At 37.6% G+C, this 25,079-nt stretch carries 20 protein-coding genes; 14 read left to right on the top strand and 6 right to left on the bottom strand.

All coding sequences use genetic code 11. From position 1 onward, the window contains the following. Positions 1-4,016, bottom strand: a 4,016-nt coding sequence (locus ACT9TX_RS16685; RefSeq protein WP_481340000.1) for a beta strand repeat-containing protein, incomplete at its 3' end; no start/stop codon positions are given. Positions 4,017-4,929: 913 nt separating this feature from the next. On the opposite strand from ACT9TX_RS16685, the gene ACT9TX_RS16680 reads away from it, so the two are divergent. The 4 genes from ACT9TX_RS16680 (at position 4,930) to ACT9TX_RS16665 (ending at position 8,097) form a co-directional block, all read left to right on the top strand. Next, on the top strand, positions 4,930-5,178 hold the full coding sequence (locus ACT9TX_RS16680) for a fumarylacetoacetate hydrolase family protein (protein WP_481339998.1): 249 nt from the start codon (positions 4,930-4,932) through the stop codon (positions 5,176-5,178). A 3-nt stretch (positions 5,179-5,181) separates the two neighbouring features. Then, entirely contained in the window at positions 5,182-5,916 is a 735-nt protein-coding gene (locus tag ACT9TX_RS16675) for a (Fe-S)-binding protein (RefSeq protein ID WP_481339997.1), read from the top strand. Positions 5,917-6,011: 95 nt separating this feature from the next. Beyond that, a complete protein-coding gene (locus ACT9TX_RS16670) occupies positions 6,012-7,385 on the top strand; it encodes a lactate utilization protein B (RefSeq protein WP_481339995.1) in 1,374 nt (457 codons plus the stop codon). Positions 7,386-7,515: 130 nt separating this feature from the next. Then, a complete protein-coding gene (locus tag ACT9TX_RS16665; RefSeq protein WP_481339994.1) occupies positions 7,516-8,097 on the top strand; it encodes a LutC/YkgG family protein in 582 nt (193 codons plus the stop codon). 84 nt (positions 8,098-8,181) lie between these two features. Here ACT9TX_RS16665 and ACT9TX_RS16660 read toward each other — a convergent pair whose 3' ends face one another. Next, the gene (locus ACT9TX_RS16660; protein WP_481339992.1) at positions 8,182-8,691 is read right to left on the bottom strand and encodes a nuclear transport factor 2 family protein; all 510 of its coding nucleotides are present in this window, start codon (positions 8,689-8,691) and stop codon (positions 8,182-8,184) included. A gap of 220 nt (positions 8,692-8,911) precedes the next feature. Between ACT9TX_RS16660 and ACT9TX_RS16655 the strand changes: the two genes are divergently transcribed. From ACT9TX_RS16655 to ACT9TX_RS16645, 3 genes are all read left to right on the top strand, one after another. Next, positions 8,912-9,808, top strand: a complete 897-nt coding sequence (locus ACT9TX_RS16655) for a helix-turn-helix domain-containing protein (RefSeq protein WP_481339991.1) — start codon at positions 8,912-8,914, stop codon at positions 9,806-9,808. Between the two features lie 415 nt (positions 9,809-10,223). Beyond that, positions 10,224-10,976 (top strand): DUF6261 family protein, encoded by a 753-nt coding sequence (locus tag ACT9TX_RS16650; protein ID WP_481339990.1) that lies wholly within the window; start codon positions 10,224-10,226, stop codon positions 10,974-10,976. An 81-nt stretch (positions 10,977-11,057) separates the two neighbouring features. Next, positions 11,058-11,513, top strand: a complete 456-nt coding sequence (locus tag ACT9TX_RS16645; protein ID WP_481339988.1) for a DUF1569 domain-containing protein — start codon at positions 11,058-11,060, stop codon at positions 11,511-11,513. Between the two features lie 52 nt (positions 11,514-11,565). Here ACT9TX_RS16645 and ACT9TX_RS16640 read toward each other — a convergent pair whose 3' ends face one another. Then, positions 11,566-11,955 carry a hypothetical protein gene (locus tag ACT9TX_RS16640; protein ID WP_481339986.1) on the bottom strand — a complete coding sequence of 130 codons (390 nt, stop codon included), beginning with the start codon at positions 11,953-11,955 and terminating at the stop codon, positions 11,566-11,568. A gap of 6 nt (positions 11,956-11,961) precedes the next feature. Then, a complete protein-coding gene (locus ACT9TX_RS16635) occupies positions 11,962-17,961 on the bottom strand; it encodes a T9SS type A sorting domain-containing protein (protein ID WP_481339984.1) in 6,000 nt (1,999 codons plus the stop codon). A 350-nt stretch (positions 17,962-18,311) separates the two neighbouring features. On the opposite strand from ACT9TX_RS16635, the gene ACT9TX_RS16630 reads away from it, so the two are divergent. From ACT9TX_RS16630 to ACT9TX_RS16615, 4 genes are all read left to right on the top strand, one after another. Beyond that, positions 18,312-18,554: a hypothetical protein gene (locus tag ACT9TX_RS16630; RefSeq protein ID WP_481339982.1), complete on the top strand. Its 243-nt coding sequence runs from the start codon at positions 18,312-18,314 to the stop codon at positions 18,552-18,554. Continuing rightward, positions 18,544-18,789 (top strand): type II toxin-antitoxin system RelE/ParE family toxin, encoded by a 246-nt coding sequence (locus tag ACT9TX_RS16625; RefSeq protein WP_481339981.1) that lies wholly within the window; start codon positions 18,544-18,546, stop codon positions 18,787-18,789. Before ACT9TX_RS16630 ends, ACT9TX_RS16625 begins: the two co-directional genes overlap by 11 nt. Positions 18,790-19,112: 323 nt before the next feature. Next, positions 19,113-19,586, top strand: coding sequence for a redoxin domain-containing protein (locus ACT9TX_RS16620; protein WP_481339980.1), 474 nt, complete (start codon positions 19,113-19,115; stop codon positions 19,584-19,586). 120 nt (positions 19,587-19,706) lie between these two features. After that, complete coding sequence (locus ACT9TX_RS16615; protein WP_481339978.1) at positions 19,707-20,057, top strand: T9SS type A sorting domain-containing protein; 351 nt, start codon at positions 19,707-19,709, stop codon at positions 20,055-20,057. 59 nt (positions 20,058-20,116) lie between these two features. On the opposite strand, the gene ACT9TX_RS16610 is transcribed toward ACT9TX_RS16615, so the two are convergent. After that, positions 20,117-21,379 carry an alpha-amylase family glycosyl hydrolase gene (locus tag ACT9TX_RS16610; RefSeq protein ID WP_481339976.1) on the bottom strand — a complete coding sequence of 421 codons (1,263 nt, stop codon included), beginning with the start codon at positions 21,377-21,379 and terminating at the stop codon, positions 20,117-20,119. Between the two features lie 237 nt (positions 21,380-21,616). On the opposite strand from ACT9TX_RS16610, the gene ACT9TX_RS16605 reads away from it, so the two are divergent. From ACT9TX_RS16605 to ACT9TX_RS16595, 3 genes are all read left to right on the top strand, one after another. Then, a complete protein-coding gene (locus ACT9TX_RS16605) occupies positions 21,617-22,939 on the top strand; it encodes an APC family permease (protein ID WP_481339975.1) in 1,323 nt (440 codons plus the stop codon). A gap of 160 nt (positions 22,940-23,099) precedes the next feature. Then, positions 23,100-23,756, top strand: a complete 657-nt coding sequence (locus ACT9TX_RS16600) for a hypothetical protein (protein ID WP_481339973.1) — start codon at positions 23,100-23,102, stop codon at positions 23,754-23,756. A gap of 17 nt (positions 23,757-23,773) precedes the next feature. After that, complete coding sequence (locus tag ACT9TX_RS16595) at positions 23,774-24,310, top strand: hypothetical protein (RefSeq protein WP_481339972.1); 537 nt, start codon at positions 23,774-23,776, stop codon at positions 24,308-24,310. Positions 24,311-24,388: 78 nt separating this feature from the next. Here ACT9TX_RS16595 and ACT9TX_RS16590 read toward each other — a convergent pair whose 3' ends face one another. Beyond that, a complete protein-coding gene (locus ACT9TX_RS16590) occupies positions 24,389-24,952 on the bottom strand; it encodes a hypothetical protein (protein WP_481339970.1) in 564 nt (187 codons plus the stop codon). Positions 24,953-25,079 lie beyond the last annotated feature (127 nt).

Below are 25,079 nucleotides of genomic sequence, written 5' to 3'. Positions count from 1 at the left end.
AATGTTAAGCCATTCCAAATGTATGGTAAGGCACTTGGACAAATACTTGTATTTGTTGTTGATGCACTTGTCGCTTTCACTGTCAAGTTTAACGTCGCTACTGAATCACAACCCACTGCATTTACTAAAGTCTTTGTATAAGTACCAGCTGCACTTAACGTCAAGCCGTTCCAACTGTATGGTAAAGCACTTTGACAAATGCTAATATTTGTGGTAGAACTTGTAGATGAAGATGTAGTAAAACTTTTTGAAACAGTTGTACTACATGTTGCTGTAGCTAATGTGTAATTTATTAACACATTTCCTGCAGAGATACCACTAACAGTACCGTCTGAACCAACTGTTGCAATATTGGTATTACTAGAAGACCAACTACCCCCATAACTTGCATTTGTTAACACTGTTGTACTACCAACACAAGTACTTGAAGCACCTATTATTGGAGTAACAGATGGTACTGGGTTAACAGTTAATGATTTTGTTACTTGACTTGTACAGCCAAATGCATTTGTTACAGTGTACGTAATTACAGAAACACCAGAACCAAAAGGGTTAATTACACCTGTACTTGGGTCAATAGAAGCAACAGAACCACTATTACTAGCACTCCAAATACCACCTGATGTAGCACTTGAAAATGTTGTATTTGTACCAACACAAATAGAAGAAACACCAGAGATAGCAGCTATTGTTGGATTTGCGTTAACTGTTAACACAAGAATTGCCAAGCTATCGCAACCAACACTATTAGTGAGAGTTTTAGTATATGTACCGCTTGTTGTATAACTAGTACCATTAAAACTATAAGAACTACCAGAACATATACTTACAGTAGTTGTAGAACTAGAAGTTGGTTTTACAGTTAAATTCAACGTAGCTATACTATCACAACCAACACTATTGGTTAAAGTTTTGGTATATGTACCGCTTGTTGTATAACTAGTACCATTAAACGTATAAGAATTACCAGAACATATAACTGCATTTGTTGTAGAACTTGATGGCTGTTTTACCGATAAGATTAAAGTAGCAGTACTATCACAACCTACTCTATTAGTTAAGCGGGCTGTATAAGTACCTGCACTTGTATATGTAACGCCATTAAACGTGTAAGAATTACCTGCACAAATACTAGCATTTGTAGTGGAACTACTTTTTGCTTTTACTGTTAACACTAAAATGGCTGTACTATCGCAGCCCACACTGTTTGTAAGACGAGTGCTGTAAGTACCTGCACTTGTATATTGTACACCATTAAATGTATATGAATCGCCACTGCAAATGCTAATATTTGTAGTTGATGATGATGTGTTTTTAACTGTTAAGTTAAGCGTCGCAGTACTATCAAAACCGTACATATTTTTTAGCTTAGCTGTATATGTACCCGATGTAGTGTAGGCAGTACCATTAAACAGGTAAGAACTACCAGAACAAATAGAAGCATTGGTAGTAGATAATGAAGTAACAGACAACACTAAAGTAGCAATACTATCGCAGCCTACACTGTTTGTTAAGCGTGCTGTATAAGTACCAGGTGTGGTATACGTAACACCATTAAAAATATACGAGTTACCAGAAACAATACTAGCGTTAGTAGTAGAACTAGATGGCTGTTTTACTGATAACACCAAAGTAGCAATACTATCGCAACCAACACTGTTTGTTAAACGTGCTGTGTAAGTACCTGCATTACTATAAGAAACGCCATTAAATGTATAGGTATTACCAGAACAAATACTAGCATTTGTGGTAGAACTACTGGTTGCCTTAACAGTTAATACCAGTGTAGCTATGCTATCACAACCTTTTGCATTGGTTAAAGTTTTAGTATATGTACCTGCTGTTGTATAATTAGTGCCATTAAACGCATAAGAACTACCAGAGCAAATACTCGCACTAGTAGTTGAGCTACTAGTAGGATTTACCGTTAAAACTAACGTAGCTATACTATCGCAGCCTACACTATTTGTAAATCGTTTGGTATAAGTACCAGATGTAGTGTATGTAGTACTATTAAACGTATAAGATTCACCTGCGCAAATACTTATAGTAGTAGTTGAAGCGCTATTTGGCTTTACTGTTAAATTTAAGATTGCCAAACTATCACATCCTACCCTATTTACTAAGCGAATAGTATCTACCGTGCTTGTTGTGTATGTTTTACCATTAAAGCTATAACTATTACCTGCGCAAATACTTGCTGTTGTTAGAGATTTACTCGTTGCTTTTACAAATATTGTTACAGTATCTGCACAACCAGCAGAATAAATAAAATTATAATTACCTGCAGCGGTATTACTAAAATCTACTGATGCAATACCATTATTGGTATTGCTTAACACAGCGCCTGCTGGATTGCTAGCTTGTGCTATCCAAGTATTTGTTGTAGGATTTGTACCAGTTAAAGTAGCTCTACTATTATTACAAACTATCTGGTCGACACCTGCATTTGGTTTAGGATTAACTGCCACCGCGGTTGAAATAGAACTGGTACCACAATTTTGATTGGTACCTGTTACGCTATATAAGCCAGATGTTGTAGGCACATAAGTTTGTGCCACCGCACCAGAAATGGCTACGCTGTCTTTATACCATTGATATGAATTAAAACCACCTTGTGCCGTAAATGTTGTTGGCAAGCAATTAGAACTTGCACTTGGCGGCGGCATCGGATTAGAAATAGATGAAATAAATGCAGACATAGAATAACCTGCACCACTTTCAATCAAAGCAACATTTATACGTGCATTTACTACAAAACGTAAGTTTGCAGGATTACCTAATTGCGTGTTTGTATACTTAATAAGGTAATAACCAGTAGTACCAATTTGCGTTCTTTTACCAACAATTGATTCTAAATTAGTACCGTTAAAATATACAATTGCTGTATCACTTCTTATAATTACATAACCAAAATATGGAAACACCGAGTTTCCACCATTAGCATTGTTTAAGAATTGATTGGTCTGTACATCAAATGAACCTGCACAGTTATTTAAAGGTGGCTGTACAATCATATCAATTTCACAACCATCGGCTGAACCTGAATAAACTGCTACAGGATTATCAGAGGTGATGTAACATGATGAATAAGCAGTTGTACCATCGCCATTGTTTATTGTAATATAACTACCTGCTGTTGCCAATGTATAAGTAGTAGTTTTATTGGTTGATGGAACTGTAACAGTAACTGTTGTATTTGCTTTAGTTGCAACAATGGTAGATCTTTCATAACCAGTATTACCGTTACTTCTTACAACTATATATGTGTTGCCTAAATTGCTTACTGGAATCACTTGGCTTTCAACCCCATCAGCACAGCCTGATGTATTATCGCCACGCATACCAGTATTTAACACTATATTATTGTTAGAGGTGACGCTACTACCAATAGGTGCTTGAAATAAATAACCTTGACCTGCATTTAAAGTAGTAAGCAATGCACCATTTACATAAATATTGGTATTATTATTTATTGCCATTACACCATAAAGTGGCGCACCTGTTTCGTTTGCATAACATGTAAGACCAGTAACATTGGCATAATAACCGACTCTAAAAGACGTACCCAAACCTTGATCACCCAAACTAGTGAAAGATGTATTACCTTTTTGTACACAAGCTGTTAAATCACCAGGACCAAGACCACTATACGTATAATTATCAGAAGCAATATTTCTAACCTGCACACCAATAGGAACAGAGGCCGAAATTCTAAGGCCTTGACCGCTCAAAACAACATTTGAGTAATTAGCTGACGCATCTAATGCAGAAAACCTGTAGCGTAAAGGTGAACCTGCAACGGTAGTTAATGAATTAGAATAAACAGTCCCATCACTCGCTGCAATAGATACAGCAACTGGTGTGGTACTTGTAGTTGTAATTACAAGTTCGTTGTACCTATTGAAATAGCCCCAAGGGCTTGGTGCTATATAGTGAACGTTCGTATACTGTGCAATAGTTGGTGTGACTTTAAATAGCACAATCAACCATAACAAATATTTAATTAGTCTCATTTATTTAAGGACGGATAGGCTAACTGATATATCAATTAGGCTTCTGTTTTTTTACGGATTAATCACTTAGAAAAAATAGTAACGAATTTTGAACATAACTAGTATGTAAACCAGCCACTTTTTCTATAATTTCTTAAAGGTTTACTAACAGCTGTTGTAAAGAATTAGACTGTTGTAAAAATCTTAGCCTAGGCTAGGTTAAGTATAGTTGGTATATGTGTTTCATAGATACTACTTTGGCTTTAAAAAAGATTATTGGATAACAACTTGTATTTTACGCTATATGTACAACAAACAAATGAGCTACAACTCTGCTAAGAGGAGAATTTTGGAGACAGTAGAATGTGCATTACTTGCGTTGCGGTTGTGATTTTTACACAAAAAGGAGCAACTAGCGTGAAAGATGTTTGACTTCTGCATAGGATTAATTTTTATAAGTGAGATACCGTCATTTGCACGACGTCATTTTCAATATAAGTGCCAAAAATACAAAACATTGGTTATCAACAAAATTATTTTTCAAAAATATACACAATTGTCCATTTTTTGGAACAAAAGCCATTTTCGGGAATAAATTCGTCGGATACATTTTATAGCATTTTTTATAAATCAATTCCAAAAATTAAGCAATAGATTGCTAGAGTATTAAAAAATTTACTTTTAGTTTTATAGGAAATGAAACTTTGCCCTTAAGGAAACATAGATAATGAATTACCGGCAGTTGTAGTAGATAGCATTCGCTACGAGGTAACAGGCTTTACCAACGAATTTGATGAAAAATTTTTATAATAATGATGGTATTACAAATTAAAAACTTGGTTTTTAGCCAACAAAAGCCAGTGCAAAATTGTAATAGGTATAATGGGTAGCTGCTACGTATTAAATAGATTATATCAATAATTTACGTTTATAGTTGACAATTAATGGCAAAACTTATCAAGATGAGAACGATAAAAATCTTATTTTTGACGTCTCTCATTTGGTATCATATTTAAAACAATTTATGACACTGTCACCAGATGAAGTAATATTTGTAGGAACATTTGCAGGTGTTGGTTTAGGGCAAAAACAAGAGCCAATTTATGCAAAACCTGATAAAGTTGTTGAATTAGGTATAGACGATTTAGGAACGAGTAAACAATTGGCGAAAGCCTATCAATAAGCAATGCACGTAGCACTTTTTATTCCATGTTATATAGACCAATTCTACCCACAGGTAGCAATTGCAACACTACAGTTATTAGAAAAATTTGGTTGTAAAGTAAGTTATCCTTTGCAGCAAACCTGCTGCGGTCAGCCGATGGCCAACAGTGGTTTTGAAAGTAAAAGTGAAGCTTGTAACGAACTATTTGTAGATAATTTTTCTGGTTACGATTATGTGGTATCGCCATCGGGTAGCTGTACATTACACATAAAAGAGCATTTACACACGGCAGCGCACACTAAAGAAGAAGCGCATATTAGAAAAACAGTGTACGAACTAACAGAATTTTTGACCGACGTTTTAAAGGTTGAACATATTACAGCGAAATTTCCGCACAAAGTGGGTGTACATCAAAGCTGCCATGGGCAAAGAGGTTTGCACCTTAGCCAAATGACAGAATTAAACGCACCTAATTTTTCTAAGCCCGGCCATTTGTTGAACATGGTGGAAGGTTTAGAACTGATTACACTTGACAGACCTGACGAATGTTGTGGTTTTGGTGGTACCTTTTGCGTGGCTGAAGAAGCGGTAAGTGCCAAGATGGGTAAAGACAGGGTGGCTGACCATGTAAAACATGAAGCTGAATACATTACAGCGGCTGACATGAGTTGCCTAATGCATCTTGAAGGCATTTTAAAACGCCAAAACAGCAAAACAAAAGTCATTCATATTGCCGAGATTTTAAACGCTGAGTAAAAAGAGAAAGAGGACAAGGCAAGGAGGCAGAAAGGCAAAGGCGAAAAAGGAATTGCAATAATCAGTTTAACAAAACAAAATCAACGTTTAGACATATGCATAGTTCGGTAACCAATCATGCGGATGCTTCAATTGAATTTAACAACGATGAACCTAGAGTAAACTGGCACGATAAAACATTATGGTTTATTCGTGAAAAACGCGACAAAGCAAGCCACGGTATTGCAGAATGGGAGCAACTACGTGAATACGCCTCGCAAATAAAAAACAACGTTCTATCTAATTTAAGCGACTATTTACTAGCATTTGAAGCCAAGGCTAAAGAAAATGGTGTAATAATCCACTGGGCGGCCGATGCTGCTGAACACAATAAAATAGTACATAGCATTTTACAGAAGCATGGCATTAACCGCATGGTTAAAAGCAAAAGCATGTTGACAGAAGAGTGTGGCCTGAACGAATATTTAGAACACAATGGTGTTGAAGTAATTGATACCGACCTTGGCGAACGCATTGTACAGCTTGCTGGCGAGCCACCAAGCCACATTGTTCTACCATGTATTCATAAAAAGAAAGAAGAAATAGGCGAACTTTTTCACGAACATTTAGGTACAGAAAAAGGTGCAAGCGACCCACAATATTTAACCGCCGCTGCAAGAACGCATTTGCGTGAAACCTTCTTAACTCGCAGAGCTGCATTGACAGGTGTCAACTTTGCCGTTGCAGAAACTGGTGAATTTGTAGTATGTACCAATGAAGGCAATGCAGATATGGGTGCGCATTTAGCCGATATACATATTGCTAGCATGGGCATTGAAAAATTAATTCCTGAGCAAAAACACTTGGGTGTTTTCTTACGTTTGCTGGCTCGCAGTGCTACTGGTCAGCCAATTACAACTTACTCAAGTCATTTTAAAACGCCACAACCACACCAAGAAGTACATATTGTTTTGGTAGATAATGGCAGAAGCATTCATTTGGGTAAAGAAGATTTTAGAAATGCTTTAAAATGTATTCGCTGCGGTGCTTGTATGAACACTTGCCCTGTGTATAGACGTAGCGGTGGGCATAGTTATCACAATGCAGTTGCTGGGCCTATCGGTTCTATCCTTACACCAAATATGGATATGAAAAAGAATGCCGACTTGCCTTTTGCCTCTACCCTTTGCGGTAGTTGTAGCAATGTGTGTCCGGTAAAAATTGATATACACGACCAACTATACAAATGGCGACAAGTGATTGTAAAGGAAGGTTATGCACCTGCTGCTAAAACCGCCAGCATGAACGTAATGAGCTATGTATTATCATCACCAAAGCTCTACGATTTTGCAGGTAAAGCAGGCCGTTGGGTAATTAAGAACGTACCGTTTTTAGTAAGCAACAAACTAAACCCTTGGTTTAAAGAAAGAGAAATGCCAGCCGCACCAAAACAATCGTTTAAAGAGTGGTATAAAGAGAATAAAATGTAGCCCCCAAATCTCCCAAAGGGGGAATAAAGTGGCTATTCAAATGATAGAAAAATTAATTTTAACCAAAAGAAGTTTCTAAAAAGGAAGTTTCTAAAATTCCCCCTTTGGGGGACGCAAGGGGGCTGTAGGTATGAGTAGAGAAGCTATACTAGCACAAGTAAAACAAAATCAACCAGCGCAGCGACCACTGCCTGTTGTTGATGTATTGGTTGAAGATAAAAATTGGGTAGATGAATTAGCTGCTAGGTTAGAAATACTACATGTGGCAGTTTTTAAAGTAGCTAGCTATGATGAGATTGCCACCATTATACAAAATGAAAGTAAAGCCGCTGACAGAGTAGTAACTACCATACCGCAACTTGCTAGCGCTGCTACAGTAATAGAAAGCGCACAAGAAGATGCACATAACCTTGAAAATGTAGAGCTAGCCATAATACCTGCACACTTTGCTGTGGCAGAAAATGGCGCTGTGTGGGTTACTGAAAATATTATTACCTACCGTGTGCTACCATTTATAGCACAGCAACTAGCTGTAGTAATACCAAAAGAACAGATAGTGCCAAACATGCACATTGGCTACGATAAAATAGCCAATACCAATTACGACTTTGGTGTGTTTATAGCTGGCCCATCTAAAACGGCTGATATAGAACAAAGCTTGGTACTTGGTGCACACGGCCCTAAAGGCATGATGGCTTTTATACTTGGTTAAGACATTAAAGCTAGATACTAAAACCGCCAACCTAACGCTAGGTTAGCGGTTTGCTTTTTGTCTTATTGTATTTATTTTACAGCGTTAATGCTGTGGTTGATTGCTATTGGCATTAGGCATTTTAACAGCCCTGCGCAAATGCGAAAACGTAAGTGATGCCATTTTCCATTTACCCTTCTCTTTCACGTACACTTCTGTTACCATAAACGGGTTTACCACTTCATTACCGCCCACTACTGCTACCAAATCAATATCGTTAAGTAATACAGCCGTATTGCCAAACATATTTACCACAACAGAATACACTTCTGCTTTTTTATACCAAATGCCACCCTCTTTAATAGTTGAAAGCTCGGTGGTTTTACCCCATGTACCACCCATGTGTATGAACATAGATTTGTCGTCAAACAATTGCCCTAAAGCGGCTATATTTTTATCAGCCATCCACTGCCATTTTTGTTTAGATAAGTCCATTATGGCTTGTTGTTCAGGTGTAATGTTGGTGGGTGTTTTAATAGTTTCTATGGGTGGCTGCTGCGCAAAACTTACTTGCATACTTAATAGCAACAGCAACAATAGCATCGTTATTTTCATGGTTGTGTTTTTTATAGTTATTAATGTATTTAGTTGTTTAGCTTAACTTTCTTGTTAAGCTTTTTTTGAAACACTTGTCTACACTGCAAACATCATTACATAAATCCAGCGGCTCGTTATACAAATTGCGTTTTCTACTACCAATATTGCTGATACTAGCTTACTATTAAACAACAAGCTAGGTAAAATGGTAGCTTTGAAATAAACAAAGCATAACACCATGGATGCCATACGCAGATTTGAAACCGTGAGCGACTACAATGCATTTAACAATAACGAAACCTTGCATCCGCTAGTAAGCGTGGTAGATTTATCAAAAGCTCATCCTAGGCAAGGCTCTAAAATGTACTTTGGCTTTTACACCATCTTTTTAAAAGATGTAAAATGTGGCGATTTAATATATGGCAGACATACCTACGATTACCAAGAAGGCACATTGGTATTTCTTGCGCCGGGGCAAGTGGCTGGCGTAAATAGTAATGGCGAAACCTATCAGCCAAAAGGCCACGCCCTCGTGTTTCATGCAGACTTAGTACACGGTACAGCATTGGCTAAACATATGCAAGACTATTCGTTTTTCAGCTACCAATCTAACGAGGCATTGCATTTATCTGAACGTGAAAGAAAGATAGTATTGGATTGTTTTGCCAAAATAGAATACGAGCTAACACATGCTATAGACAAGCACAGCAAGCGTTTAATTGTGTCTAATATTGAGTTGTTTTTAAACTACTGCATTCGCTTTTACGACCGTCAGTTTATTACTCGTGACACCGTACACAAAGGTGTTGTAGAGAAATTTGAAGCATTACTCAATACCTATTTTGCCACCGATGAGCCGCAAACAAACGGCTTGCCTTCTGTAGCGTACTGCGCTAATGCGTTGCATTTATCGGCAGGCTATTTTGGCGATTTAATTAAAAAAGAAACTGGCAAAACCGCCCAAGAATACATACAGCTAAAACTAATTGATGTAGCTAAAGAAAAAATATGCGACCACAACAAATCGGTAAGTGAAATAGCTTACGAACTAGGCTTTAAATACCCACAACACTTTACCAGATTATTTAAACAAAAAGTTGGTCACTCACCTAATGCTTATAGGCTATTGAATTAACTGATTTTGTTATTATGCTTGATGCTTATCGTCTGCCCTACATACCACAAAGTCGGAAATTAAATCACCCCTCATTTTGCAAAAACCTCAAAAAAGTTTTTTCAAGTCTTTCCACTTTGGCAAAGCGTCCAAAAAAGTTTTTTCAAGTCTTTCCACTTTGGCATAAACCTCAAAAAAGTTTTTTGAAGGTTTTCCACTTGGGCAAAGCGTTCAAAAAAGTTTTTTCAAGTCTTTCCACTTTGGCACAAGCCTCAAAAAAGTTTTTTGAACTTTTTCTGTTTTTAGCCTACTTCAAAAACAATCATTTGGGATAAATATTAAAATTCATTTAAAAAATTACATTCTGCGTTCAACAACCCATATAATTTATTACATTAGCATAAGCAATTTTGCTAAAAATTAAAAAAATATTTGTATGATTAAAAAAATCAGTTTGAAGAAGTTGGTATCTACAGAACTGTATCAATTTTTCGTTCTCATTATTGGCATTGCAGATGCTGCCAACCCTGTAGTTTCTAAAATAAAAGCAGAGCGTGATGCGCTATTTGCATTTTTGGCCAAGCTGCAAGCTGCCATTAACCGCGAAAAAGCATTTGCCCTTACCAAAATTATTGAAGCACTAGATGCTAGGCGTGATAATGCTATTTCTGGTTTTGTAATGTGGGTTACCTCGCTTACCAAGCACCCTAACGCAGCTACCAAAGCGGCTGCATTGGTGGTAAAGCAATATTTAGACACACATGGCAGCAATATTTATGCGCTTAACTATCAAGCAGAGTCGGCAGTGCTATCTAAAATAGTGGCTGACTACAATAGTAATGCAACCCTTAAAGCGGCCATAGATAGCCTTGGCGGTAAAGATTGGATAGATGAAATAGACGCTGCTAACACGGCTTTTATAGCTGCATTTCAGCAACGCAGCAGCGATATGGGTGTAGATGCGAATGCAGAATCGTTTTACAAACTGCGTACACCTGCTAATGAAGCTTATAAAGAACTGACCGATATTGTGGTGAGCCGCTACAAAACGGCTAAAGCCGATGGCTTAGATACTACCGCACTTAAAAAATGTATAGATGATATGAATGCCACCATTGTGCAGTATCAACAACTGATAGAAGCCACCAAAACTTCTACGCCTGCTACACCGCCACCACCTGCGGGGTAAAGCCTTAGGTTATGTAAATATTGGATTTGTTTATCCAAACTTTCATTTTACCAACCCACACAATACCTGTAATTTGGCAACATGATTGCACTTAAAATCCTTGTACAGCAACTAGAAGCACAAATACCAAATGCCTCGGCAACAAATACCGCAGTTACTGCATCAACAGTGGGCTGGCAAATAGAACATGCGTTGTTAACCATTAACCAAATTATTAAAACCGTTGCAGCATCTAACCCTACAGACTACCAATGGTCTTTTAACTTGATGAGAACGGTGGTATTTTTTAGACAACGCATACCACGAGGTAAGGCAAAAGCACCGAAAGTGGTACAGCCAAAAGAGAATGTAACAGAAGCAACTATTCAGGCGGCACTAGTTACAACCCATCAACTACTTGAGGTATTACCTACCCTTGCTGCAAACAATTTCTTTCCGCATCCATACTTTGGCAAGCTTAATAAACAGCAAACCATTAAATTTTTAATCATCCACACACAGCATCATCTACATATTATTAACGAGATAGGACAATAAAAAATACGCCTCAAATTGAGGCATATTTTTTCAGAATCTTTTGCTACAGCGTTTATTTATAAATCACTCTAAAGGTTTTAGAGGCGGTATTATTGGCGTTATACATGTCAGTAACTTTAATAGTAGTTACTACCCACTTTTGCTGCGGCAGATTAATAACACTTGTGCTATTATCTGCAATATTGGTTTTAAAAGATGGTGGCTGTGGCGTTACAGATAAGCCACTTACTTCTTCAACAGCAGTTACAGCAACATTTAAACCACTATAACCAATACGGCTACTTATAGTTACTTTAAAAGGAAAGCTTGAAGCGACGCTAATATTATTTGCAGATGCATCGGTAGTAAAAACAATTGGGTCTGAATCGTTGATGGCGGTTTTAATGCAGCCACTAAACATCAGCATACAAACTACAGATAGTATTGAGAGTAATCTTGTCATTGGTACTTATTTATTAACTACTAGTTTATATACAATTCTTTCATCAGCACCAATTACTTCTATAAAGTACAGGCCATTGGTATAGTTAGCAATTGGTAAACTGATTTTCTTTTGTCTTGTTTGTTGCGTTTGTAGTACCGCACCTGTTGCATTAAGCAATCGTACCGTTACTGGCTTGGTAGGTATTTGCGAAAACTCAACCCATGCTTCATTAGCAGCAGGGTTAGGATATTGCTTCACAATAGCACCATTAATAACAGTAGGTGTAGTTACAGCAGTTACTAATAATTGGTACACATCACTTGTAAAAATACAATTAGGGCCAGCCGTTACTATTACTTTATAATTGCCCGGTGTGGTAGGCTTGTAAGTATTGGTAGTAGCACCTGCAATAGCTACATTGTTTAAATACCATTGGTATTTAGTGTACAGGGTAAATGTTTTAAATTGATTGCCATCCCATACAATTACAGGTATTAAAGCTGTATTAATGGTAATTGGCAAATTTTGCGAATAGCTAAGGCAAGCACCAGGTATTGATATCACCATACGATACACACCAGATGCTTTTGCCAGATAAGTAGATGAAGTTGCACCAGGTATATCTACACTATCTTTTTGCCACTGCATTGTACCTGTATTTAAAGTAGATGCAATGGTTACAAAGCCAGTATCGCAAAGATTTTGTGTAACACGATAAGCAATTGGCGTTAATGGCTGTGGTATGGTAGTTAAAGTAATAGCATTCGAATAACCAGGGCAAGTACCTTTTGTGTAAACAGCCCTATAAGTACCTGCTTGTGTAACAGGTAGCAATTGTGTATTATTACCAGGATTTGCAATACTCACACCATCTTTTTGCCACGTAACATCAATAACACTAGATACCAACGTAACCGATGAACCCGCACAGAAACTATTAGAACTAGCCAAATTAACAATGATAGGTGTAAATGCTGCCGGTGTGGTAGTTGTGGTGATGGCGTTTGAAATGCCGTTACAACCATTAGTACCATATTGAACGGCTGTGTATACACCTGCTTTAGTAGCCGTATAAGTTTGTCCAAAAGCATTTGGAATAACATTACCACCCATTAACCATTGTACCCCAGAAATATTAGATGACAATGTAACAAAGCCACTATCGCAGAAAGTAGTACTGCCTAATGCAGTAATAGTAGGTGCAGCAGGCGACGGTGTAACACTTACTTGTACTGGTGTAGAATAAGCAGGGCAAGTGCTTGATAAAATAACGGCACGATAACTACCAGCCACAGAGGCAGTAATGCTTTGTGTATTGGTGGCAATGGTTACAAAATCTTTTTGCCACGCAACATTACCTACACTTGACGTAAGTGTAACTGGCGCACCACTACAAGTGTTTAAGCTACCGCTTGCAGAAATAACAGGTATAATAGGCGGTTTATTTACCGTTACAGGAATATCATTTGAGTAGTTAATGCAAGTACTATTAGCCACATAAGCTCTATAAGTACCAGATGTAGTAACAGTAAGGGTTTGTGTAGTAGCACCAGAAATATTAATGCCATCTTTTTGCCACTGCACATTTGGCAATGTAGAAACTAAGATAACATTGCTGCTATCGCAGAAAGTAGTAGCGCCTGTAGACGTGATAAATGGTGTACCCGGTGAAGGTGATACTGTTACAGCCATACTATTAGAATAGCCAGGGCATCCTGTGCCAAATAAGATGGCTCTATAAATACCAGATTGTGTAACTGGCAGTGATTGTACACCACTTGCAATAATAACCCCATCTTTTTGCCAAACAACACCAGCCGTATTGGTAGATAATGTTAATGGTGTACCGCTACAAATATTTAAATTACCACTAGCAATAACCACTGGCACAATCGTAGGCGAATTAACCACAACAGTAATGTCATTAGAATAAGTAATACACAATGCATTGCTTGATGCTACTTTGTATACACCGGCTTTGGTAGCTGTGTAAGTACTATTAGTAGCACCATTAATTGCTATACCATCTTTATACCATTGTACATTGGCATAATTACTTACAAGCGTTACGCTACCGCTATCACAGAAGGTAGTTGCGCCAGAAGGCACGATTGTAGGCGTAACAGGTGCAGCCACAACCGTAAGCGTTAAAATATTTGAGTAAGCTATACAAGAACCTGTAGGTATAAATGCTCTGTAATTACCAGAACTTGTAGCAACGTAAGACTGTGCATTTGCAGCTACTACAATACCATCTTTCTGCCAAGTTACACCAGCCACTGATGATGTAAACGTAACGTTGGTACCAGCGCATACATTTAAGTTATTGTTGGTACTAACAATAGGAATAACAGCAGGTGTATTTACAACAACACTAATTTCATTAGAAGATGCCGTACAACCAGCACTGTTGCTAATAGTAGCAATGTATTTACCACTTTGTTTTACTACTAAAGCTTGGCTTGTAGCACCTACAATAGTTGCATTATCTTTTAGCCATTGTACACCTGCCACATTAGAAACAAGGGTTACACTATCACCACTACAAAATGTAGTAACACCAGTAGCTGCAACCACAGGTGTTGGTGGCAATGTAGCAACAGTAACTATTAAACTATTAGAACTACAAGTATTACCTGCTACAACTGCGGTATAAATACCAGCAACAGTAGCTGTATAAGTTTGCGCAGCAGCACCAGTAATATTTACGCCATTCAACTGCCATTGTACACCACTTACTGAAGATGATAACACAACACCAGAAGAGCCTGGGCAAATAGACAATGATGCACCACTAGCTGTTGAAATTACAGGGGCTACGCTGTTACTGATAGTTACTATAATAACATTTGAAACAGACCTACAAGTACCATTGGTTGTATAAGCCCTATAAGTGCCAGAAGTAGTAACTAGCAATGTTTGTGCAACAGAACCAGAAATATCTACACCATCTTTTTGCCACTGAACAGTTGCAGCAGACGATGTTAAAGTAACTGTACCACCGCTACATAAATTCACACTACCATTGGCAGAAATAACAGGCACTACAGGTGCTGGTGCTGAAGTTAGAATAACACTATTTGAAACAATGCTACAGCTAGCAGTTGTTACAGCGGTATAAGTACCAGGCACGGCAGTCGTATAGGTTGTACCTACAGCCGCAGGAATACTTACACCATTCAATTGCCATTGTACATCAGCCACAGTTGAAGTAAGTGTAACACCATTGGTACCACAAATAACATTACTGCCACTTACAGATGAGATAGCAGGTATAGTAGTTGCACTGACTGTTACTACTAAAGGTGTGGAGTAACTAATACAATTGCCATTGGTTGTGTAAGCAGTATAAGAGCCTGCAGTAGTTGCAGTAATAGTTTGCGTAGGTGTTACGCTAATATTTACCCCATCTTTTTGCCACAAAACTGGCCCACTAGATGAAGACAACACAACGCTACCACCTGTACAAATATTTAAGCTGCTGTTGGCTGCAATAGTAGGTGCGGTAGGCAAAGTAGCAACCGTAACTGTAATCGTATTTGAATAAGCAGTACCACACGCTGAGCTACCGGGTATATAAGCCCTATAAACACCTGCTGTAGAAGCATTGTATGCTTGAAAAACTGCGCCATTAATATCTACACCATTTAATTGCCATTGCACACCACCTACACTAGAAGATAAAGTAACAGTGCTACCAGTACAAATACTTGTGGCAGTAGCAGCTGTAATTACAGGTGTTGTACTTGGTGAATTAACCACCACATTTATTGCATTAGAGGTAGCAGAACAAGCACCGCTCGTTCTTACTGCTGTATAAGCACCTGCAGTAGTTACCACCAAAGCAGATGAAGTAAGCGAACCTATATCATTACCATTTAAGCGCCATTGAACAGGATAAGCATTTGAACTAAGTGTAACACTACCACCTGTACAAAAACTAACTGCACCACTTGCTGAAATCACAGCGGCGGTTGGTGGCGTATTTACTGTAGCTACTAATGTATTTGAGTAAACATTGCTACAAGCAGCAGAAGGGATATATGCCCTATACACACCTGCTAGAGCAGCGGTATAAGCCTGAGATGTTGCGCCACTAATGTCTACACCATTTAACTGCCATTGCACACCCGCAACATTTGATAAGAAAGATACTGAACCACCATTACAAAAAGTAGTTGGGCCACTAGCAGTAATTACTGGCGCTACACTAGGTGTAACTACTGTAACTACTATTGCGTTTGATACGGCGCTACAACCACCATTTGACGCAACAGCGGTATAAGTACCCCCTACTGTAGCTGAATAAGCAGTACCTAGCGAACCAACATTTGTACCATTTAAACGCCATTGCACATTGGCTACACTAGATTGTAATATCACGTTGTTACCATCACAAAAAGTAGTAGGCCCTGCTGCTGTAATTACTGGTATGGCTATTGCGCCTGATACAGTAACCGTAATGCTATTAGAATAATTTAATCCGCAACTAGAGGCTGTGCTTACATAAGCTCTATAAGTACCAGCTTGCGTAGCTGTATAAGTTTGTAACACCGCACCGCTTATGTCTACACCATTTAATTGCCATTGTACACCAGCAACACTTGATGTAAGTATTACCGAACTACCAGAACAAATATTAGTAGCACTAGCTGCTGTAATTACTGGTGTTGAATTTGCAGCTATTACCACTACAGTATAAGCATTTGAGTAGGCATCACAACCATTAACACCTCTAACCACGGCTCTATAAATACCACTTTGTGTAGCCACATAGCTACTGCCAAAAGCCCCTGATATATCTATGCCATCTTTCTGCCATTGTACGTTAGCAATATTTGAGGTAAACGTAACGCTGCTACCTGAACAGAAAGTTAGATTACCACTTGCTGTAACCACAGCGGCTGTAGGTGCAGGATTTACAGTTACAGAGATGGTATTAGAAGGTGTACCTGTATTGTTACAATAGCGACTGCTTCCTGCTACATAAGCGGTATAATTACCAGATTGCGTAGCTGTATAAGTAGTATTAGTTGCACCAGAAATATCTACACCATTTAAACGCCATTGAACCACTGAGCCACTACTAGAAGCAATTGATGATGTAAGCAATACATTATTACCACTACAAATAGTAGTACTACCGTTAGCGGTAATAGTAGGTGTAGGTTGTACTGGTAAAAACGAACTGATGATAATTTCATTAGAAATAGCACTGCAGCCGCCAGCAACTGCCGGCTGTATAGCACGATATGTACCATTATCGGTTATATCTACAAACTGGCCAGTTGCACCTACAATATCAACACCATCTTTTTGCCATTGCACAACACTTACCGATGATGTAAGCCTAATAGTACTACCAATACACACTGGTACAGGGTGTGAATTTTCTGTGATGGTAGGCCCTACAATATTGGTAACAGAAACTGTGATTTCATTTGAATAGCCTGGGCAACCGATAAGTGGTGTGAATTTGATACGGTAGTTACCACCAACCGTTGCTGTATAAGTCTGCGCTTGCGCATTTAAAATATTAATGCCATCTTTTTGCCACTGAATGCTGCCGGGATCTGATGATGACAACACCACACTTTGACCGTTACAAAAGCTAGTACTACCTCTAGCAGTAATTACAGGTGCAACGCTTGCTGCTGCAAATGTTACGGTAACACTATTAGTAATAAATACTGTACCATTAGCTAGTGTAACTGAAAGCGTGTACACACCTGCTTGCTTAGCAGGAAAAGGCACTTTATTAGCGCCTGCAATTGATACGTCATCTTTTTGCCAATTGAAACCTAATGCATCAGACGGTAGATTGTTTACACCTATCAGTACGCTATCATCTATACAAATATTGGTGTTAGAAAAAGCGAAAATGGTAGGGTCAGCCCAAGTAGCATCGCTTATAATAGCGTTAGTTAAAGTAGACAGATGATTGTCTGAACTTTCTGCAATATCTTGCCCCTTGGCTACACACGATAAGCATATGAATAAGAAAAAGGGGATAATTTGTTTCATATTAGGTTAATTGCATTCACTAAGTAGCATTTTGCCAATACATGGTAGAACGTTTTTTTACACCGTATCTTATATGCATTGGGGCATTTGTACTAAAATATGATACAAATACGCAAGAAATTGCTTCAAATACTACCTATTTTATGAATAAAGATAAATACAGTAAATGAAAAATAGCCCAAACAGTAGGCATACCACTAGTTTAAGGGGGATAACTGGTGAATAGAGTATTTCTTGCATCTAGCAAATTCGTACTACAAAATCTTGCAATAAACCAAACCCATTTAAAAAATTCAAGTGGTAAAATGAATAAATTTCTATCAAATCTGTAATTTTAAAAAAATATTTTTATGAGCACTGCCGAATTGAAAATCAAAATATCTGAAAGCTTAGATACGATGGATACAAATGAATTGAAGCAAGCTTGGATTGTTTTAAAAGAAATCAATGCGCAAAAAAACAGAGCTTCATTGGTAACTAATAAAAAGGCGGTTGAATTGCAAGTTGCTAATGGCATTGCACAACTTGATAAAGGCGAAGGTTCTGATTTTAAAGGTTTTATAGACGGCATGAGAAGTAAGTATGGCAGCTAATAAAACCAAACAAGTAATAATATCACCACAAGCAAAGCAAGATATTGAAGCCGTCTTGGCTTACTTAAAAGATAATTGGCATCAAAAAATAATTGACGATTTTTTAGATAAGCTCGAAACATTTTACGTCATCATTTCAAGAAACCCACACGTATTTGGATATTATAGTAAAAGCAGAAATATTCGCAATTATGCCATTACTAATCAACATGTTATTTATTACCGAAATAAGTGAAAAACAGTAGAGGTAATTACTTTATTCGATGCGAGGCAATCACCTAAAAAACTAAAACCGTTATTGGCTAAGCCTAAATAAGTAGGCTTTTTTAACAACTAAAATATTGGGCAAGCTGAATAAATATTCTACTGCTGAAAGGCTGCGGGATAGCAGCGGAAATACTTTTTTGAGGCACGAAAAAAAGATTGCAGCGAATAGCCCGAACAAAAGCTTGGTTACGATTCTACAACCGACAGCCCCAAAAAAACTTTCTGATTTAATAACAAAGCACAGTGCCTTGTGTTATACATTGCAACCATCATTTTAAAAATATAATAACCATGAGTATTGCAATTGGCGCTCAAGCCCCTGATTTTACACTATTTGATAGCGACAAAAACCCAGTAACCTTGTCTGAATTGAAAGGTAAAAATGTGGTGTTATTGTTTTTTCCACTAGCTTTTACTGGCGTTTGTACAGCAGAACTTTGCAATGTAAGAGACAATATTGCTGCTTATAACAACACGAATGCAGTGGTTTTAGGTATTTCGGTAGATAGTTTATTTACGCTTGATAAATTTAAAAAAGAGCAAAATTTAAATTTTCAATTATTAAGCGATTTTAATAAGGCTGCTTCTACTGCTTTCGATGTATTGTACGAAACTTTTCCTGCATTTGGTATGCTAGGTGTAAGTAAACGTGCAGCTTTTGTAATTGATACTGAAGGCGTTGTAAAATATGCTGAAGTTTGCCCTACACCTGGTGATTTACCAAGTTTTGAAAATATTCAAGCAACTTTAACTAGCCTTAACTAAGTTAACAGTAATAATTATTGCTGTGCAAAAGCTTTTCTTATAAAATTTAAGAACGATTGCGCAGCAATAATTTGTTTATAAAAAACGTTTGCCTATTTTTGTGATATCACAATTTTGTAAATGAAAAAATTTTACCTATTTATTATTCTATTATCTACAACTGCTACTGGCAGTTTTGCGCAGTTAGCTGATTGTGCCACAGATAATAATAACATAGAGGTAATTGTAAAAATTGCGAAATTTTATCCTAACCCTGCAACGTCTGTTATCAACTTCGAGTTTGACGGTTTAGACAAATCTTACACGTTTCAGATTTATAACTTTTTAGGTAAAAAAATGGCCGACGAGCCTGTAAGTGCAACCAAATTAAGCTACAACCTTGATAATTATTACCGTGGCTTGTACATATTTCAAGTGCGAGACAGAGGTGGTAATATTGTAGAAAGTGGCAAGTTTCAGGTAGTTAAATAACAATGATATTTCCATTTGGAAAACCCTTCACCCGAGCCCGTTTTTAATTCCCCCTTCTTTTAAACTTTTTTGTACACCAGATAATTGTAGCCCATTAACTCAAAGGTTTCTTGCACGTTAAAGTCAAACTGCATTTCAGAAAATGCATTCACAAATTTGCCGTGTAGCCATTTGTGTTCTACTGACACCTTAATTCTATCATCACCAGAAAAATTAAGTAATACCAATACCACTTCACCATGAAAATGTCTTAAAAAAGCCATCACTCTATTGTGATTGGTAGGTAAATTGAAAGTTTCGCCTGATGCAATAGCATTGGTTTTGTGTAAAGCCAATAATGTTTTGTAAAACTGGTGCAACTGCGGTTGTGGCTGCCACTCTATTTCATCTTTATTGAAAAAAGCTAGGCGTTTTAAGTTTGGATTTTCTTGCCCACTATAAATTAATGGCACGCCATTGCTCCAAGTAGCTGTGAATACAGCAAAGGCTTTAGCGGCATTACCATATTTCTCATATTCTGTGCCGTTCCAACTATTCTCATCGTGGTTACTGGTAAAAAATAGCTTTTTAGCCCCTTGAGGATATTGCGAATAACTGTGTAGTACATTGTAAATAGCATTAATATCTGCCTCACCTTTAGCAAACTTTTCTGTAGCATGCATAAAAGCCCAAGCATAGCTCACATCATACACATCGTGGTAAGCCACTTCTTCACATTCAGCTAGCCAAAACAGATATTTTAATGCATCGCAAGCAGTACGAGCTTGTACCCAAAAATCGAGCGGTACTAAATGTGCCATATCGCATCTAAAACCATCAATATCACAATCATTTACCCAAAACTGCATGGCTTTAATCATGGTTTGGCGCATGTTGTAATTGTCGTAATCTAAATCAATAACATCTTGCCAGCCATTGCACTCTGTAAAATTACCTGCCGCATCTTTTTTATAGAAGTCGCTATTATTTACCGTCCATTCATGATCCCAACCGGTATGATTTGCCACCCAATCAATAATAATTTTCATACCCAAACCATGCACTTCATTAACCAACTGTTTAAAATCGGCTAGCGTACCAAATTCAGGATTTACTTGTACATAACTGCTACAGGCATAATAGCTACCCAAAGTACCCAAGCGCTCTTTTACGCTGATGGGCGTTATTGGCATCAACCATAAAATTTCTACCCCCATATCTTTTAGGCGTGGTAAGTGCTTGGCGAAAGCTGCAAAAGTGCCTTCTGCTGTGTACTGACGAATATTGACTTCGTAAATATTGCTGCCTTGTGCCCAAGAAACGGTATTAAATGTTGATGCCATGATATTTAATTTTTGTCTCGCAGATTTCGCTGATTATCGCCGATAACAATATTAAAACACAGAGCAAAGAAGCAACAGAGAATCCTCTTTTTAGTATCGTGTCTACTTAATTGTATTGTTTTTTATTTCTGCGTAATCTGCGTTTTCTGCGAGAGATTACAATGTTTCGCAAATAACAAGCAATCTATTTGTATTTCCGCGTAATTTACTTTCTTTATTACCAAAGCTACTGCAACTATGAGCGATATTAAGTTAGAGCGTAAGATAAGTTTATTGCAAGCCACCGCTATCAATATGACTGATATGGTTGGTATTGGACCTTTTGTGGTGCTAAGTGTGGTGGTAGAAATTATGAACGGTCCTTGGTTTTTATATGCTTGGGTAGCTGGTGCTTTACTCTCTATGGTGGATGGTATGGTTTGGAGCCAATTAGGTGCAACCTATCCTTTAGCTGGCGGTAGTTACAACTTTTTAAAAGAAGGTTATGGCGGCAAATGGGGCAAACTGATGAGCTTTTTATTTGTGTGGCAAACCATGATTCAAGCACCATTGGTTATTGCATCTGCGGCTATTGGATTTTCGCAATACTTTAATTATATCACGCCATTATCTAAGTACGAAGGCAAAATATTAAGTGGTTCTGTAGTGGTATTAATCGTCACATTATTGTACAGAAAAATAGAAGCAATTGGCAAAATAAGTGTGCTACTTTGGGTAGGTGTTTTGGTTACCATGGCTTGGATTATTGGTGGTGGTTTATTGCACGGCAATTTTTTAGAACCCATCAAACACATTAACGACGGGCTTACCGTAAACCATGCTTTTGCAGCAGCCATTGGTTTTGCAAGTGTAAAAACCGTGTATAGTTATTTAGGTTATTACAATGTGTGCCATCTTGGTGGTGAGATTATTAACCCACAGAAAAATATTCCTCTTAGCATGTTTATTTCTATTGGTGGCATTGCCGTATTGTATTTAATGATGAATATTAGTGTGGCTTCTGTATTACCTATTGAACAAATTAAACAAAGCAAATTTGTAGTAAGCTTATTTGTGCAAACCCTTGCTGGACCTACGTTTGCCACTATTGCTACTGTGCTTATTTTATGGGTGGCTTTTGCATCGGTATTTTCGGCAACGCTAGGTTATAGCCGCATACCTTTTGCTGCTGCGCAAGATGGTGCCTTCTTTAAAATATTTGCTAAACTACACCCTACCAAGCATTTTCCTTATGTATCGCTGTTGTTTTTAGGCGCAGTGGCTTTTGTGTTTAGTTTACTGTTTAAGTTAAAAGAAGTGATTGACGCTATTTTGGCCATGCGTATTCTCATTCAGTTTATAGCGCAAGCCATTGGTTTATTATTATTGGTAAATAGAAAAGGCAAAGCCCATTTTGCTTGGAAAATGCCGCTGTACCCTTTACCTGCTGTTGTTGCCATCTTATTTTGGGGCTTTATTTTTTATTCTACTGGTGTAAAAATGATGCTTGGTGGACTGACCGTAATTGGCTTGGGTTTGGTGGCTTATTTTGTGAAAGAAAGAGTAACCGCTGATAAATGATGATTGGCATGATTTGCTGTGATTTTGATGACACGAATTTTAGCGAATGACACGAATTTGCCACGCAAGTAATTACTTACATTTTGTTAAACTCGCATATTTCTTCCAGCCATTTAAAAATAATTACCGTCTTTCGCATTAAAATAAAAAAACCTCTCTTATGAAAAAACAATTTCTATTTGCAGCATTATTAATTATTAGCTTTAATGCCTCTGCACAGTTTACCAAAGGTGAAAAAGTATTAAGCGGCAATTTATCGTTTAATGTGTACAAAAGCGTTAATACAAGCAATAATAGTACCTCGGAAGAAATTAACAGTACTAAAACCTCATTAAACACAAGTATTGGCTGGGTGAAATCTGAAAAACGCATTAAAGGTTTTAGAATTAGCTATTCCAATAATGTTTCTAAATTTAATAGTGGTGAAACTAAAACATCTGGCAACACTATCAATCTAGGAATATTTAATCAACGCATCAAGTCATTCAACCAAAATTTCTTTGGCTTTTTTGAAAGTAATTTAAACGGTAGTTATAGTTGGAACAAATACGCTAGTTCAGTAGTAAATGGTGTAATTAATCAGGGATACGGCATAAATGCAAATGGAAGCATCGGTCTTGGTTATAAAATTACAAAAAATATTATCGCAGATGCTACCATAAACAATTTAATAACCATCAATTATAATCATACAAATCCTATCAACACATCTGCAACAACATCAATCAATAAGATTGACGACTTTACCATTTCTACAGGCCTATCATCACTTAGCTTAAATAGTGTGGCTATTGGTTTTAGATGGGTGTTTCAATAAACCTTTACTTTAGCAGTATGATACAACGCGCATTTATGTTGGTAGCAGTGCTATTGGTAATGGCTACTACCCTTTTGGCACAAACACCACAGCAAATTGCAGCTTTAAAAACACAAGCGAATGCAATGGCTACAGCTATTAAAAAGCAAGACTTTAAAACGGTGATTAAAATGACCAACCCTAAAGTAGTGGCTGCGGCTGGTGGCGAAGCGAAAATGCTAGAACAACTGAGCAAAGGCATGGGCGTAATGAAGGCTAAGGGCATGAATTTAAGCATTAACAATGTGGTGATAGGCGAGCCTTCGGCTTTTATAAAAGTGAAAAAGCAATTGCAATGCACCGTGCCAGATAAAATTGAGATTAAGATGATGGGCGGCACTATGAGTACCAACTCTACACTGATTGCCATTTCTGATGATAATGGCAAAACTTGGAATTTTATAGATGCCATGGGAAAAAACTTAGCAGCGTTAAAACAAGTGCTACCTAACCTTAGCGATAAACTGGTAATAGCCAAAATGGAGCAACCACAGTTTGTACCTGATAAGTTGTAGCATAATATTAGTTGACATAAAAAGAGGTTGCTAACGTGTTCTGTTAGCAACCTCTTTTGTTTAAAAATAACTTATCACCTACCCTACTGGTGGCGGTGTGGGTGCAGAACTACCACCACTGCTAGGCGTTAATACATAATCGTTGTACTTAGCTTCGTTGGTATCTTCATACAAGCTTTTACCTATTGATGCTAAGCGGCTCATTTCTGCCCACAGCGCATTACCTTTCACAATTCTATCCTGTGTTTCTAAATCTCTTGTTTCTACTGCTTCTTCTACATTATCTATTGCCTTATCTAAATCTACACCCAAAGCGGTTAGGTCTGTTAAATGAGTAGCGGTTAACCCTTGTGCTGATAAATCGGTCATTAACTTATTACCTACCCTTACCACACGGCTTACTAATCGGCAAAGGTCACTAGGGCTTAATTCACTCATACCCTCAAAGCCAAATGCGCTGTACTTGCCCTTGCTGTTGTACGCAATTTCAGCCATGTTACGTATGGCACGAATGGATTTTTGAATAGCAGTAACAATACCATCTTTAATCAAATTTGCATCTTTTACAAGCCCTTCTAATTCCTGATCGGTAGTCGTATTATTAAAGGTGTCGGTAAGGGTTTGAAGCCCATCAATATGCACCGTAGTGATATTACGTGTGTTAAAGTCGGCTACATCCCTTTTAATGGTAGTAATTAACTCAAGTTGCTAGTTAATTTTCTTTAGCTGTAAAGCAAACAGGAATAATGCTATTTTCAGGAGGAAGCCT

This window comes from Parasediminibacterium sp. HNIBRBA5674 (assembly GCF_056745525.1).
This window is presented reverse-complemented; position numbering and strand designations above follow the sequence as displayed.